Source organism: Ornithinibacter aureus, from assembly GCF_009858245.1.
In the GTDB taxonomy this organism is placed as follows: domain Bacteria; phylum Actinomycetota; class Actinomycetes; order Actinomycetales; family Dermatophilaceae; genus Fodinibacter; species Fodinibacter aureus.
The window spans coordinates 2,969,223-2,982,816 of record NZ_VMSB01000001.1; the positions used below are offsets into that span (position 1 = coordinate 2,969,223).

General features: G+C 71.1%; 12 protein-coding genes. 8 read left to right on the top strand and 4 right to left on the bottom strand.

Annotated elements, in window-relative coordinates; genetic code table 11:
- Window positions 1-61 precede the first annotated feature (61 nt).
- The gene (locus C8E84_RS14165; RefSeq protein ID WP_246197087.1) at window positions 62-1,363 is read left to right on the top strand and encodes a pyridoxal phosphate-dependent decarboxylase family protein; all 1,302 of its coding nucleotides are present in this window, start codon (window positions 62-64) and stop codon (window positions 1,361-1,363) included.
- Between the two features lie 287 nt (window positions 1,364-1,650).
- Complete coding sequence (gene napA, locus C8E84_RS14170) at window positions 1,651-1,989, top strand: nucleoid-associated protein NapA (protein WP_159903092.1); 339 nt, start codon at window positions 1,651-1,653, stop codon at window positions 1,987-1,989.
- 213 nt (window positions 1,990-2,202) lie between these two features.
- On the opposite strand, the gene C8E84_RS17890 is transcribed toward napA, so the two are convergent.
- Genes C8E84_RS17890 through C8E84_RS14185 form a run of 3 tightly spaced genes read right to left on the bottom strand, consistent with a single transcriptional unit; the run spans window position 2,203 to window position 4,431 of the window.
- On the bottom strand, window positions 2,203-2,814 hold the full coding sequence (locus C8E84_RS17890) for a DUF3349 domain-containing protein (RefSeq protein ID WP_159903094.1): 612 nt from the start codon (window positions 2,812-2,814) through the stop codon (window positions 2,203-2,205).
- A gap of 23 nt (window positions 2,815-2,837) precedes the next feature.
- On the bottom strand, window positions 2,838-3,149 hold the full coding sequence (locus C8E84_RS14180; protein ID WP_159903096.1) for a hypothetical protein: 312 nt from the start codon (window positions 3,147-3,149) through the stop codon (window positions 2,838-2,840).
- Between the two features lie 16 nt (window positions 3,150-3,165).
- Window positions 3,166-4,431, bottom strand: coding sequence for an inorganic phosphate transporter (locus C8E84_RS14185; protein ID WP_159903098.1), 1,266 nt, complete (start codon window positions 4,429-4,431; stop codon window positions 3,166-3,168).
- A 114-nt stretch (window positions 4,432-4,545) separates the two neighbouring features.
- On the opposite strand from C8E84_RS14185, the gene C8E84_RS14190 reads away from it, so the two are divergent.
- From C8E84_RS14190 to groL, 3 genes are all read left to right on the top strand, one after another.
- Window positions 4,546-5,010 carry a hypothetical protein gene (locus tag C8E84_RS14190; RefSeq protein WP_159903100.1) on the top strand — a complete coding sequence of 155 codons (465 nt, stop codon included), beginning with the start codon at window positions 4,546-4,548 and terminating at the stop codon, window positions 5,008-5,010.
- A gap of 112 nt (window positions 5,011-5,122) precedes the next feature.
- Entirely contained in the window at window positions 5,123-5,752 is a 630-nt protein-coding gene (locus C8E84_RS14195; RefSeq protein ID WP_159903102.1) for a DedA family protein, read from the top strand.
- Window positions 5,753-5,993: 241 nt separating this feature from the next.
- Window positions 5,994-7,619 carry a chaperonin GroEL gene (gene groL / locus C8E84_RS14200; RefSeq protein WP_159903104.1) on the top strand — a complete coding sequence of 542 codons (1,626 nt, stop codon included), beginning with the start codon at window positions 5,994-5,996 and terminating at the stop codon, window positions 7,617-7,619.
- Window positions 7,620-7,687: 68 nt separating this feature from the next.
- Here the strand turns inward: groL and C8E84_RS14205 are convergent, their stop codons facing one another.
- On the bottom strand, window positions 7,688-8,305 hold the full coding sequence (locus C8E84_RS14205) for an HAAS signaling domain-containing protein (RefSeq protein WP_159903106.1): 618 nt from the start codon (window positions 8,303-8,305) through the stop codon (window positions 7,688-7,690).
- Between the two features lie 112 nt (window positions 8,306-8,417).
- On the opposite strand from C8E84_RS14205, the gene C8E84_RS14210 reads away from it, so the two are divergent.
- The 3 genes from C8E84_RS14210 to C8E84_RS14220 all read left to right on the top strand — a co-directional run bounded on the left by C8E84_RS14210 (window position 8,418) and on the right by C8E84_RS14220 (window position 13,590).
- Window positions 8,418-10,139 (top strand): alkaline phosphatase D family protein, encoded by a 1,722-nt coding sequence (locus tag C8E84_RS14210; protein WP_159903108.1) that lies wholly within the window; start codon window positions 8,418-8,420, stop codon window positions 10,137-10,139.
- Window positions 10,140-10,254: 115 nt separating this feature from the next.
- Window positions 10,255-11,031 carry an ABC transporter ATP-binding protein gene (locus tag C8E84_RS14215; RefSeq protein ID WP_159903110.1) on the top strand — a complete coding sequence of 259 codons (777 nt, stop codon included), beginning with the start codon at window positions 10,255-10,257 and terminating at the stop codon, window positions 11,029-11,031.
- 3 nt (window positions 11,032-11,034) lie between these two features.
- Entirely contained in the window at window positions 11,035-13,590 is a 2,556-nt protein-coding gene (locus C8E84_RS14220; RefSeq protein ID WP_159903112.1) for an ABC transporter permease, read from the top strand.
- Window positions 13,591-13,594 lie beyond the last annotated feature (4 nt).

Consider the following 13,594-nt stretch of genomic DNA (forward strand, 5'->3'; position numbering starts at 1 on the left):
GCGCGGAAAGACCTACCAGGAGAACAAGCACGTCGAGCTGGCAGCGCTGGCCGACGCGGTCATGGCCTACGCCGAGGAGCGGGTGCGCATGGCCCCGCCGCTGGACCGCCCGGTGTCCGAGGCCGAACTGCGCTCGCGGGTCGGGGAGACGATCACCCCCGGTGGGATCGGCGGCGTCGACGCCATGCGCCTTTTCGCGCAGGACCTCGCCCCCACCTGCCTGTCCACCGACCACCCGCGCTACCTGTCCTTCATCCCGTGCGCGCCGAGTGACGCCGCCGTGATGTTCGACCTGGTCGTCGGTGCCTCCTCGATCTATGCGGGGTCCTGGCTCGAGGGCTCGGGCGCGGTGTACGCCGAGAACCAGGCGTTGCGCTGGATCGCCGACCTCGTCGGGATGCCGTCGCGCTCCGGCGGCGTGTTCACCCCCGGTGGGACGATCGGCAACCTCTCGGCGCTGGTGACTGCTCGGCACGCCGCGCGCGCCTGCGCGAAGCCGGGCGACCGGCCGTACCGGGTGGCGGCCACGGCCGGGGCGCACTCGTCGATCGCGTCGGCCTGCGACGTCATGGACGCCCAGTTCGTCGGCGTCCCCGCCGACGACGCGTGGCGCCTGACCGGCGGGAACCTGCGGGCGGTGCTCGAGGAGAACGGCCCGGAGACGTTCTTCGCCGTCGTCGCGACGTGCGGCACGACGAACTTCGGGGTCATCGACGACCTGGCATCGGTGGCCGAGGTGTGTCGCGAGTACGGCATCTGGTTCCATGTCGACGGTGCCTACGGCGGGGCCGGCCTGGCCGCGCCCTCGGTGCGGGGCCTGTACGCCGGGATCGAGCACTGCGATTCCTTCATCGTCGACCCGCACAAGTGGCTGTTCGCACCGTTCGACTGCTGCGCCCTGCTGTATCGGGAGCCGTCGCTGGCGCGGGCGGCCCATACCCAGAAGGCGGGGTACCTCGACGTCCTCACCGACGCCCCCGACTGGAACCCCACGGACTACTCGGTGGGCCTGACCCGTCGGGCCCGTGGCCTGCCGTTCTGGTTCTCGCTGGTCGTCAACGGCAGCGACGCCTACGAGGCGGCCATCGAGCACACCCTGGATGTCGCGCGGTTCGCCGAGGCGGAGGTGCTGCGCCGCCCCGACCTCGAGCTGGTGCGCAAGCGCGACCTGTCCGTCGTCGTCTTCCGCCGGCTCGGCTGGGAGCCCGCGGACTACGCCGCGTGGTCGGACCGGATGCTGGCCGAGGAGTTCGCCTTCGTGGTGCCGACGAGCCACGACGGGGAGACCTTGGCGCGCTTCGCGATCGTCAACCCGGAGACCAGCGAGGACGACATCACCGCGATCCTCGACACCATGGTGTAGCCGACCGAGCCTGACTGGACTGCTTCCCCCGCCCGCCCGTCCCGCAACTTTCTCGCCCGATGCCGGAAGGTTCAGGTTCGCACCAGAACATTCCCAAACGGAGCAGAACCTTCCGGTGCGAGGATCCGCACACGCCTGCTGGTTGCCGGTCTGGTGGCGCCCTGGCGGGGTTCGTGTGGCTCGTGTGACGGGTGCGGCTGGGGTGTCGTGACCGGGCCCGTGCCCGGTGGCCCGACGCGCGGAACGGCGGCCCGAGCGAATGACAGGCGTGTGATTTCCCGGCTACAGTGGGCGCTCACGCACGGTCAGCAACGAAGGGTCGAGGAACACACGTGAGCGCCGCCTCCGAACAGCTCAGCACCGACGCGCCCGCGGCCGGGCTCACCGAGCGCGACCGCGAGATCATCGCCTTTGAACGTCAGTGGTGGAAGTACGCGGGCTCGAAGGAGACCGCCATCAAGGAGCTGTTCGACATGAGCTCCACCCGGTACTACCAGGTGCTCAACTCCCTCATCGACCACCCCGGCGCCCTCGAGCACGACCCGATGCTCATCAAGCGGCTTCGTCGCCTGCGCGCCAGCCGCCAGCGCGCGCGCTCTGCCCGGCGCCTCGGCATGGAGCCCTGAGCCCCAGCCCCAAGAACCAGCGACGCCCGTCCGTGAGGGAAGCCGGACGGGCGTTGCTGTACCTGCGGTGACCTATTGGTCGATGTGGGTACGCCTCTGGTGGGCGAGCTGTACCTGTGGTGACCCATTGGTCGATGTGGATACGTGACGTTGCGGCAGGTTGGGTCTGGGGTTGGGTGTGGGCCTGGGCCAGGGTCTGGGCCCGAGTTGAGGTCAGTCCTCGCCCGGGTCCGGGAAGTCCACCGGCCATCCCTTGGCGGCCAACCGGTCGCGCACGCGCCGCAGGTCGTCCGGCGTGGCCTCGGAGTGGGTGAGGTCCGCGATGGCCGCCGCGATGTCGTCCGGGCTGGCCGGGGCGATGGACGCCCGGCGCAGGGCCTTGGCGACCTTCTTGACCTCGCCCCGTGTCAGGCGTCGCTCGAGCAGGGCGAACAGGGGGACGTAGTCGTGCTCGGGCACCCCGGAGGGGTAGCCCTCACGCAGCCACGCGACGATGCGGCCCAGGTAGGAGCCGGGCTCGGTGTCGTCCTCGTCGTCGAGGTCGTCACCGGGCGGGTTGCCGAGCGGCCACCCGCCCATGACCAGTCGGGCGGCGACCCTGCGCAGGTCGCTCTGCGGCAGTGGCGCCTTCGGGGCGCTCCCGGATGCCGCGTGGTCGGCGCTCAGTGCCCCGCCGGCGACCAGCGCCAGCGCGACCGACAGCGTGCGGGCGGACCCGATGCGCTGACGCAGCAGCGCGAGCAGGGGGGCGGCATCCTCTTCCGGGACGCCGTCGGGGTAGGCCTCGGCGAGGTACCGGAGGGCTTGGCTGTTCGTGTCGACCATGGCGTGGGTGGACTCCGCTTTCGTTACTTGTCGACGATCGTCGGCAGGATGCCGTCGCCGCTGAAGCTCACCGTCTTGCCGAAGCCGGAGGCGGCGATCATGGTGATGCCGAGCGCGACGGCCCCGACGATCACGGCCAACAGCACGCCGGCGACGGCTCGGCCGAGCACGGTGTGGTGGACGGTGGTGTGGCCGCTGGCGTCCTCGGTCACCGTGCTTCCGGTGACGAGGGCGCGCATCGCGAGCGCGTAGACCACGGGGAGGCCGGCGCCGAAGATCAGGCCGGCCATGAGGACACTGGCCGCGCCCTGGAGTGCAAGTTCGATGCTGCGCATTGCTGGGTCCTTTCGGTCAGTGGCTCTTGGTGCGGTGGGTCGTGGTGCCGGCGGGGTCCTCGGGCGTCTCGGGTGCCGGCGGGAACTTGTCGAGCAGGTCGTCGGGGGTGTCCCACTCGTCGTTGACGTTGTGGGCGCCGACGTCGTCCTGCTTGGACCGCCAGAACATGTACGCCGAGGCCATGCAGAGCACGATGAACACGACGACCGAGCCGAGCGCTCCACCGATGCTGTGCCCGAGCCACCACGTGAGTGCTCCGCCCAGGGCTGCCAGGGGGAAGGTGGTCGCCCACGCGGTGACCATGCGCCCGGCGGTGTTCCAGCGCACGTGGGTGCCTCGGCCGAGCCCTCCGCCGAGGACGGATCCGGTGGCGACGTGGGTCGTGGAGAGGGCGAAGCCGAGGTGGCTCGCAGCGAGCAGGGTGGCTGCGGTGGCGCCGTCGCTGGCCATGCCCTGGCGAGGAGTGATGTCGACCAGACCCTTGCCGAGGGTGCGGATGATGCGCCAGCCGCCCAGGTAGGTGCCGGCGGCGATTGCCAGGGCGGCGCTCACCTTGACCCACCACGGGACCGAGGAGGTGTCGGTCCAGTGGCCGCTCGCGAGCAGGGCCAGGGTCATGACGCCCATGGTCTTCTGCGCGTCGTTGGTGCCGTGCGCGAGGGAGACCAGCGACGCGCTGCCGATCTGGCCCCAGCGGAAGGTGCCTTCACCGAGCTTGTGCACGATCGAGTTGGTGATGCGGTGGACGAGCCAGCACCCGATGAAGGCGACGATCAGGGCGATCACGGGGGACAGGAAGCTCGGCAGCAGGACCTTGCCGACGACGCCGTCGAGCTTGGTGCCGTCGCCGGTCCACTTCACCCCGGACAGCCCGTAGGCGGCCGCCGCGGCTCCCGTGAGCCCACCCAGCAGGGCGTGCGACGAACTCGACGGCAAGCCCAGCAGCCAGGTGAACAGGTTCCAGATGATGCCGCCCACGAGACCGCACAGGATGACGAGCAGCAGCCCCTGGCCGCCGTCGGAGAGGAACTCCTCCTTGGGTGCGCCGGACTTGTCCTGGATGTTGATGACGGCGTTGGACACCGTCAGCGCCACCTCGACGGAGAGAAAGGCACCGACGAGGTTGAGGATGGCCGCCAGGGCCACCGCCACCTTCGGCTTCAGCGCCCCGGTCGAGATGGAGGCGGCCATGGCATTGGCCGTGTCATGAAAGCCGTTCGTGAAGTCGAAGGCCAGTGCTGTCACGATGACGAGCACGAGAGTGAGGGTCGCAGCGTCCACGATCCTTCAGTCTGGTCCTGAAACCTCGAGTTCGCCAAGCGGAGGGGTGTTGTTCACCTCTCGTTCATCATCGCTCGTGGCACCTGCCGTCGCACGCGGTGACAGGATGCGCCGATGAGTGACCTGGACTGGAGCACGGTGGACGGGCTCGCCGCCATCCGCGAGCACCTCGCGGCCCGGATCGAGGGGTGGCGCCAGCCGGTGGCGTACGCCGTCGGTCTGAGCCCCGCGTCGTCCTCGCCGGAGTGGGACTTCGCCCACGTCAACACCCCTGGCGGGCGGCACGGGCTGCCCGCGGTGGTGCTCGCGACGATCCTCGGTCACGACGGCTCGACCGCCTCGCTCCCGGTGACGGCGCACCAGCTGGCCGCGGCCGTCGAGTCGCTGGCCCCCGCGCAGGCCTGCACGGAGGTCGAGCACCCCAACCTCGCGGCCTGGCGCGCGGCGCTGGCCGACCTCGAGGGCAATCCGGCTCGGGAGGCGGTGGCCGTCTTCGTGGCCGACCTCGACGACCCGGTGACCTCCGAGGCCGACGGGTCGATGCGTGCGACGTTCGAAGGCCACGCCCCCGCGCTCTGAACGCCGACGCGGCAGGGGACGAAACGGCATCCTCGGTCGTTGGGACTCCCGGCCGGATGCGTGCGGAGCTCCCGCGCGTGATCGACGGGCCCGTGGACGTCGGAGGTAGCCCGTGCTCGACACGCTCACCGCGCTCGTCGAGGCTGGTGCCGCCGCGGCGTGGGTGCTGCCCGTGGTGCTGCTCGTGGCCGTGTTCGACGCCCTGGTCCCGCCGGTGCCGAGTGAGGGGATCGTCGTCGCCCTGGCGGCTGTCGCCGTCGCCGGTGACGGGCCGAACCTGATGGCGCTCGCGGTGGCAGCCGGCGTCGGGGCCTTCCTCGGTGACTCCCTGACCTACGTCGTCGGTCGGCGGTTCGGTCCGCAGCGTCTGCACCGGATCACCCGGCCTTCCGCTCAGCGAGCCCTGAGCCGGGCTTCGGACACGCTCGACCGGCGCGGTGCCGTCGTCATCCTCTCGGCGCGCTACGTCCCGCTCGGCCGGGTGGCCGTGAACCTCACCGCGGGGGCGACCGGGTTCCCGCCCCGTCGTTTCGTCGGCTTGGCGGCAGTGGCCGCGACGACCTGGGCCGCCTGGTCGGTCGGGGTGGGTGCCCTGGCCGGCCACTGGCTCGAGGGCAACCCGCTGCTCGGATCGGTCCTGGGCGTGGTGGCGGCCCTGCTGCTCGGCCTCGGCATCGACCGGGTCGCCCGGCGCGCCAGCGGGTGGGGCCGGATGCCGTCCGCGGTCGTCGCGCGCACCTGACCTCCCGGGTCGCCCGGCAGGGAGGGTGTCGGTCACCGTGGCCCGCCTGAGGGCGGCCCGGCGTTTGCACTCTCATGGGGAGAGTGCCAATAATGGCGTTAGCACTCTCACCATGAGAGTGACAATCCTGACCGGTCCGGTGAGGGTGGGGTGCCCCGGCGCGTGAGCTGACGGCATCCGACTCGTCCGTCGCGGGCACCGCCCGGTCTCCACCTTCGATTCGCGTGGAGGAACCACCCGAATGGCCAAGATCATCGCTTTTGATGAAGAGGCGCGCCGCGGTCTCGAGCGGGGCATGAACGTGCTCGCCGACGCCGTCAGGGTCACCCTGGGGCCCAAGGGCCGCAACGTCGTGCTCGAGAAGAAGTGGGGCGCCCCCACGATCACCAACGACGGCGTCTCGATCGCCAAGGAGATCGAGCTCGACGACCCGTACGAGAAGATCGGCGCCGAGCTCGTCAAGGAGGTCGCCAAGAAGACCGACGACGTCGCCGGTGACGGCACGACGACGGCGACCGTCCTCGCCCAGGCGCTCGTGCGCGAGGGCCTGCGCAACGTCGCCGCCGGGGCCAACCCGATGGCGCTCAAGCGCGGCATCGAGAAGGCCGTCGCGGCCGTCTCCGACGAGCTGCTCGCCGCCGCCAAGGACGTCGAGACCAAGGAGCAGATCGCCGCGACCGCGTCGATCAGCGCCGCTGACCCCCTGATCGGCGAGATGATCGCCGAGGCCATGGACAAGGTCGGCAAGGAAGGCGTCATCACCGTCGAGGAGAGCAACACCTTCGGCCTCGAGCTCGAGCTCACCGAGGGCATGCGCTTCGACAAGGGCTACATCAGCCACTACTTCGTCACCGACACCGAGCGCATGGAGGCCGTGCTCGAGGACCCCTACGTCCTCATCGCGAACTCCAAGATCGGGTCGATCAAGGACCTGCTCCCGCTCCTGGAGAAGGTCATGCAGTCGGGCAAGCCGCTGCTCATCATCTCCGAGGACGTCGAGGGCGAGGCCCTGTCCACGCTCGTCGTGAACAAGATCCGTGGCACCTTCAAGTCGGTCGCCGTCAAGGCCCCCGGCTTCGGTGACCGCCGCAAGGCCATGCTCGGCGACATCGCCATCCTCACCGGTGGCCAGGTCATCTCCGAGGAGGTCGGCCTCAAGCTCGACACCGCCGAGCTCGACCTGCTCGGTCGCGCCCGCAAGGTCGTCGTCACCAAGGACGAGACGACCATCGTCGAGGGTGCCGGGGACGAGGAGCAGATCGCCGGTCGGGTCAACCAGATCCGTGCCGAGATCGAGAAGTCGGACTCCGACTACGACCGCGAGAAGCTCCAGGAGCGCCTCGCCAAGCTCGCCGGCGGCGTCGCCGTCATCAAGGCGGGCGCGGCCACCGAGGTCGAGCTCAAGGAGCGCAAGCACCGCATCGAGGATGCCGTGCGCAACGCCAAGGCCGCCGTCGAGGAGGGCATCGTCGCCGGTGGTGGCGTCGCCCTCATCCAGGCCGGCAAGGCCGCCTTCGCCAAGCTCGCGCTCGAAGGTGAGGAGGCGACCGGTGCGAACATCGTGCGCGTCGCCATCGAGGCCCCGCTCAAGCAGATCGCGATCAACGCCGGTCTCGAGGGTGGAGTCGTCGCGGAGAAGGTCGGCAACCTCGACTCCGGTTGGGGCCTGAACGCCGCGACCGGCGAGTACGTCGACCTCATCGCCGCGGGCATCATCGACCCGGCCAAGGTCACGCGCTCGGCGCTGATGAACGCTGCGTCGATCGCCGCGCTGTTCCTCACCACCGAGGCCGTCATCGCTGACAAGCCGGAGAAGAACCCGCCGGCCATGCCCGGCGGCGACGACATGGGCGGCATGGGTTTCTGACCCGAGCCACCCAGGTCTCACCGCACGAGGGCGGTCCCCACAGCGGGGCCGCCCTCGTGGCATGTCCGTCAGGTCATGCGCAGGCCGCGGCCCTGGTCGACCGGGGTCCGCGCCCGCAGCAGCAACCGCACCGCAGTGCCCAGCCACAGGGCGGCCAGGGCCACCGCGACCACCAGGCTCGAGGTCGTCGGCAGCTCGTCACGGCCGAGGAGGAGCAGGGGCACGCCCAGCACGCCGAAGGAGACCACGGCCAGCGCCCTGTCGGCGGCGCCCCAGCGCCGCGAGAGCAGCACGAGCACACAGCCGATCAGCCACGGCAGCGGTGCGAACGCCGAGGTCGCCGGCACGAGCGCCAGGACGACCGATGCCGCGAGCAGCGTGATCGTCACGACCTCCAGCCACGGGGGCCCGGTCACCGGGGCGCCGAACGGGTCGGGTGCGAGGTACTCGATCTCGGGAGCCACCGCCTGGCCGCTGGCCTCGGCGACGAGGTCGGCAGGATCCCCGAGGTCGGCGAGCACCTGGCGAACCGCGGCCTCCGAGCGGGGGGTGGTGCCGACGGCATCCGCGAGGTACTCGTCGATGCTCGTGCGCAGCTCGGCCCGCCGCTCCGCCGGCAGCGCCGACGCCTCGGTGTCGAGTCGGGCGAGCCACTCGTCGACCGCCGGGTGGTTCGGGGTCGTCATGTCCGCGCGCCTGCCATGGCGAACACGGTAGTCGCCACGTAGACGCCGTGCGCTCAGCAACCATTCAGGGGGTGCCCAGCATCTGGTGGGAAAGGCGAGGCAGGATCGACCCATGACCACGGCCACCGCCACTGACCCGCTCGTCCTCGGACCCCTGCTGCGCTACGTCGACGAGTCGTCGGCGACGATCTGGGTTCGCACGGCGGATCCCGCGCTGGTCACCGTCGAGCGGGCCGGGCACGTCTGGAGTGCCCCGACCTTCGCCGTCCACGGCTCTCACTTCGCGCTCGTCGTGCTCGACGGGCTCGAGCCCGGCAGCGACGACGCGTACGAGGTGCGCCTCGACGGCATCCCCGTCTGGCCACGCGAGGGGATGCCGCCGAGCCGGGTTCGCACGCTGGACCCGGCCCGCGAACCGCGGCTGGCCTTCGGCACCTGCCGCACGACCGGGAGCCACGACGAGGTGGGCAACCGGGCCCACGGGGTCGATGCGCTGCGTTCCTTCGCGATCGCCCTGAGGGACGACCCGACGACGCACTGGCCCGACCTGCTCCTGCTGCTCGGTGACCAGGTGTACGCGGACACCACCCCGCACCCCGAGCTCGAGGAGTTCATGGCGTCGCGGCGCGACCTGTCGCTGCCACCCGGGGACGAGATCAAGGACTTCGTCGAGTACGCCGAGCTGTACCGGCTCGCGTGGAGCGACGACGTCGTGCGCTGGGTGCTGTCGACGGTGCCCTCGGCGATGATGTTCGACGACCACGACATCCGCGACGACTGGAACACCTCGTGGTCCTGGCGCCGCGAGATCCGGGCCACGACGTGGTGGCAGGAACGCATCGTCGCCGGGCTCGGGGCCTACTGGGTGCACCAGCACATCGGCAACCTCTCGCCGGCCGAGCTCGCCGACGAGGAGGTGTGGCGCCACGTGAGCGCGCACGCGGCATCCGGGGAGGCCGGTGAGCTCGACCTCTCGGACGTGCTGGATGCCGTGGCCGCCCGGGCGGACGAGGAACCGTCGACCTACCGCTGGAGCTACGCCCGAGCCCTCGGGGACTGCGCCCTCGTCGTCGTCGACTCGCGCGCGGCTCGTGAACTGCGCCCCGACGGCCGCTCGATGCTCGACGCCGACGAGATGCGCTGGCTCGACGGGGTGATGCGCGGTGGGGTGCGCCACCTGTTCATCGGCACCTCGCTGCCGTTCCTCCTGCCGCCCGGTCTGCACGACTTCGAGGCGATGAACGAGGCGATGGCGCAGGGGTCGCACGGGCGACGGGTGGCCAGGGCTGCCGAGCGCGTTCGCCGACGCATCGACCTCGAGCACTGGGCGGCCTTCAACGAGGGGTTCGACGAGGTGTTCGAGATGGTCATGGCGGTCGCCCGTGGTGAGCGGGGCGCGGCGCCGCAGACCGTGACCTTCCTGTCGGGGGACGTGCACAACTCCTACCTGGCCCAGGTGAGCGACCCGCGGCGTCTTGGCGCCTCGTCGCGGATCGTGCAGGCGGTGTGCTCCCCGATCCGCAACCCCATGCCGCGGGGTGTGCGAGTCGTCATGTCGCTGTTCGCCCGCTCGCTCGTGCGCCCGATGCGGTTCATCGCCGCCCGGTCGCGGCGGGTGCCCAACCCGGCGTACCCGTGGACGATCACCGACGGGCCGTGGTTCGACAACAACCTCGCCCTCGTGACCGTCGGCGAGGGGGCGCTGGAGCTGTCGTGGGTGACCGGGGTCGTCGCTGATGACGTGGACCATCCGGCGTTGCAGACCGTGTATGCCGCCCGCATCACGCCGTTGGTGCCGTCACCACGGTTGGTCGAGGGTCTGTCTAAGGTTTGACAGCCAGCGCGGAACACGGTGGGCCTCGCCTACCGTTGGGCGGGCAGTGGGTGCGCGTGTGCGCCCTCCTGATCCCCTGCCGGGTTTCGTGCCGGCCACGCTGACAAGGACTGCCATGACCCTCGCCGAAACCACCGCCCGCGAGACGACGCCGCGCCTGGCCGCCGCCCGGGTCGAGGGGCTGAGCAAGGTGTACGGCTCGGGGGAGACCCGGGTCGTCGCGCTCGATGACGTGACCCTGGACCTGTACGCGGGGGAGTTCACCGCGATCATGGGCAAGTCGGGGTCGGGGAAGTCCACGCTGATGCACTGTGCGGCAGGGTTGGACGAGGCGAGCGCCGGGCACGTCTTCGTCGGGGACGTCGACCTCACGACGCTCAAGGAGCGGGCGCTCACCGAGCTGCGGCGCGACCGCATCGGGTTCGTGTTCCAGGCCTTCAACCTCGTGCCCACGCTCACCGCCCGCGAGAACATCGTGCTCCCGGCGGCCATCGCCGGACGCGAGCCGGATGCCGCGTGGTTCGACGAGGTCGTCGACACCGTCGGGTTGCGCGACCGACTCGGGCACCGCCCGAGCGAGATGTCCGGGGGCCAGCAGCAGCGCGTCGCCTGCGCCCGCGCGCTCGTCGGGCGGCCCGACATCGTCTTTGCCGACGAGCCCACCGGCAACCTCGACTCCACGTCGGGCGCCGAGGTCCTGGGCTTCCTGCGGCGGGTCGTCGACACCCACGGCCAGACCGTGGTCATGGTGACGCACGACCCCGGCGCGGCCAGCTGGACCGACCGGGTCGTCTTCCTCGCCGACGGCAAGGTGGTCGACGAGCTGCGCGAGCCGACCCCCGAGCTGGTCCTGGAGAAGATGGCCGCCCTCGGTCGGCCGGTCGGGGCCTGACCCGTGCTCAAGGCCACCTGGCGCAATGTCTTCGCGCACAAGGTGCGGCTGTTCCTCAGCGCCTTCGCCGTCATCCTCGGTGTGGCGTTCGTGGCCGGCTCCTACATCTTCACCGACACCCTCGACCGGGCCTTCACCGGCCTTACGAGCGGGGCCGTCGGGGACGTCATCGTGCAGCCCGGGTCGAGCGATGGCGAGGAGGCGTCCGGTCTGGGCGCCCTCGGAAGCCGCACCGTCCCGGCATCCTTGGTCGAGGAACTGGGCGCAGTTCCCGGGGCGGCCCGCGCGGACGGGCGGGTGTCGAACTTCGGCACGTTCGTCGTCGGCAAGGACGGCAAGCTCATCGGTGGCCAGGGCCCGCCCGGGATCGCCGTCAACCGCAGCGAGGGGCCGGCCGCGAACGGCATCCCGTTGGCCACGCTGGAGAGCGGACGCTGGCCCGAGGCGCCCGACGAGGTCGTGCTCGACCCGTCGACGGCACGCAAGGCCGGCTACCTGCTGGGGGAGCGGATCCCGCTCGTCACGACGAGTGAGGTGCCGCGGATCGAGCTGACCTATGTCGGGACCGCGAGCTTCGGCGGGTCGGCCCTGGTGGGTGCGAGCGTCGTCATGCTCGAGACCTCGAAGGCCCAGGAGGTGTACCTCGGTGGTGAGGACGCCTTCTCCGCGGTGTGGGTGACCGCGGCGCCGGGCACGAGCCAGGAGCAGTTGCTCGCCTCGGTCAAGGAGGCGCTGCCCGAGGGGTTCCGGGCCGCGACCGGCGACGCGACCTCCGAGCGCGCCTCGACCCGCATCGACGAGGCACTGTCCTTCGTCACGACGTTCCTCCTCGTCTTCGCCGGGGTCGCCCTGACCGTCGGCGCCTTCCTCATCGTCAACACCTTCTCGATCCTCGTCGCCCAGCGCAGCCGTGAACTGGCGCTGCTGCGGGCCATCGGTGCCAGCCGACGCCAGGTGGCGCGGTCGGTGCTTGCGGAGGCCGGCGTCGTGGGCCTCGTCGGATCCGCCGTGGGTATCGCGATGGGCTTCGTGCTCGCCGTCGGGATCAAGTTGCTCTTCAGTCGGATCGGGCTCGACCTCAGCGCCAACGAGCTCGTGCTGCGGCCGCGCACGGTCGTCGTCGCACTCGTGGTCGGCATCCTCGTCACCCTGGCCGCCGCGTACCTGCCGGCTCGTCGGGCTGGCCGGGTTCCCCCGGTCGCGGCGATGCGGGACGACGTCGCCCTCGCCGAGAGCGGGCTGCGCTGGCGCCTCGTCGTGGGTGCGGCGCTCCTCGCCGCCGGGATCGCGGCCATGGCGGCCGGGCTCGCCGGCCTCGGGTCGCAGCCGACGTACGTCCTCGGTGCGGGTGCGTTCGGTGTCCTCGTCGGCACGGCGCTGCTGAGCCCCGTGCTCGGCCGGCCGGTGCTGGCCGCCCTGGGGTGGTTCTACCGCCGCTCCTTCGGAGCCGTGGGGCTGATGGCCGAGCAGAACGCCCGCCGCAACCCGCGACGCACGGCGGCCACGGCATCCGCCCTGATGATCGGCGTCGCCCTGGTGACGATGATGTCCGTGCTCGGTGCGTCGGCCAAGGCCAGCCTGGACCAGTCGCTCTCCGAGGACATCGTGGCCGACTTCGTCGTGTCCAATGCCGTGGGGCAGGCCTTCTCCTCGACGGTCGCCGACGAGATCGAGCAGGTCGACGGGGTTGCCGCGCTCGCCCGGGTACGCAGTGCGGTGCTCCAGGTCGACGGCGACCGCGACTTCGCGTCGGCGGTCGACCCGTCGGCCGTGGATGCCGTGGCACGGCCGGAGATCGTCACCGGCGCCCTGGCTGATCTCGACGCGACCTCGGTGGCGATCTCCAGCGAGCTCGCTGCGGATCGGGGGTGGGCGGTCGGGTCGACCGTCAAGATCGGGTATGCCGGGACGACGTCGGACGCCACGGTCGTCGCGACCTATGTCGAGGGTGCCGTGCTGCAGTCGGACGTCACGATGTCGCTGGAGGGCTTCGATGCGATCGGGGTGCCGCCGACCGATCGCACGGTCTACGTCGTGGCAGCCCCCGGTGTCGACCGGGCGGTGCTGGGCGCTGCGCTGAAGGACGTCGTGGTCGACCTGCCGACCGTCACGGTCAACGACCAGGAGACCTTCGCGCAGGAGCAGCGCGCGCCGATCGACCAGCTGCTGTTCATCGTCTACGCACTCCTTGGTCTGGCCGTGGTCATCGCCGTGCTCGGCATCGTCAACACGCTGGCCCTGTCGGTCATCGAGCGGGTGCGTGAGATCGGGCTGCTGCGGGCGGTGGGCCTCAGCCGCACCCAGTTGCGCACGATGCTGCGGTTGGAGTCGGTGGCGATCGCACTGCTCGGGGCGGTGCTCGGCATCGCGCTCGGCCTCGCGTTTGCCCTGGCGCTGCAGCGCTCGCTCATCGACGACGGCATCGACGTGCTCGCCATCCCCGTCGGGCAGTTGGCGCTGTTCGTCGCGGTGGCCGCCGTGGTCGGGGTGCTCGCTGCCCTGTGGCCGGGCCGCCGCGCCGCCAAGCTCGACATCCTGCGCGCCATCGCCAGCGACTGACCGG

What these genes read in the sequence shown, in the direction of transcription:
- C8E84_RS14165 (WP_246197087.1), top strand. Translation starts at nt 62, where the DNA reads ATGGCCTACGCCGAGGAGCGGGTGCGCATGGCCCCGCCGCTGGACCGC.
- C8E84_RS17890 (WP_159903094.1), bottom strand. Translation starts at nt 2,814, where the DNA reads ATGGTCGACACGAACAGCCAAGCCCTCCGGTACCTCGCCGAGGCCTAC.
- C8E84_RS14180 (WP_159903096.1), bottom strand. Translation starts at nt 3,149, where the DNA reads ATGCGCAGCATCGAACTTGCACTCCAGGGCGCGGCCAGTGTCCTCATG.
- C8E84_RS14190 (WP_159903100.1), top strand. Translation starts at nt 4,546, where the DNA reads ATGAGTGACCTGGACTGGAGCACGGTGGACGGGCTCGCCGCCATCCGC.
- groL (WP_159903104.1), top strand. Translation starts at nt 5,994, where the DNA reads ATGGCCAAGATCATCGCTTTTGATGAAGAGGCGCGCCGCGGTCTCGAG.
- C8E84_RS14205 (WP_159903106.1), bottom strand. Translation starts at nt 8,305, where the DNA reads ATGACGACCCCGAACCACCCGGCGGTCGACGAGTGGCTCGCCCGACTC.
- C8E84_RS14210 (WP_159903108.1), top strand. Translation starts at nt 8,418, where the DNA reads ATGACCACGGCCACCGCCACTGACCCGCTCGTCCTCGGACCCCTGCTG.
- C8E84_RS14215 (WP_159903110.1), top strand. Translation starts at nt 10,255, where the DNA reads ATGACCCTCGCCGAAACCACCGCCCGCGAGACGACGCCGCGCCTGGCC.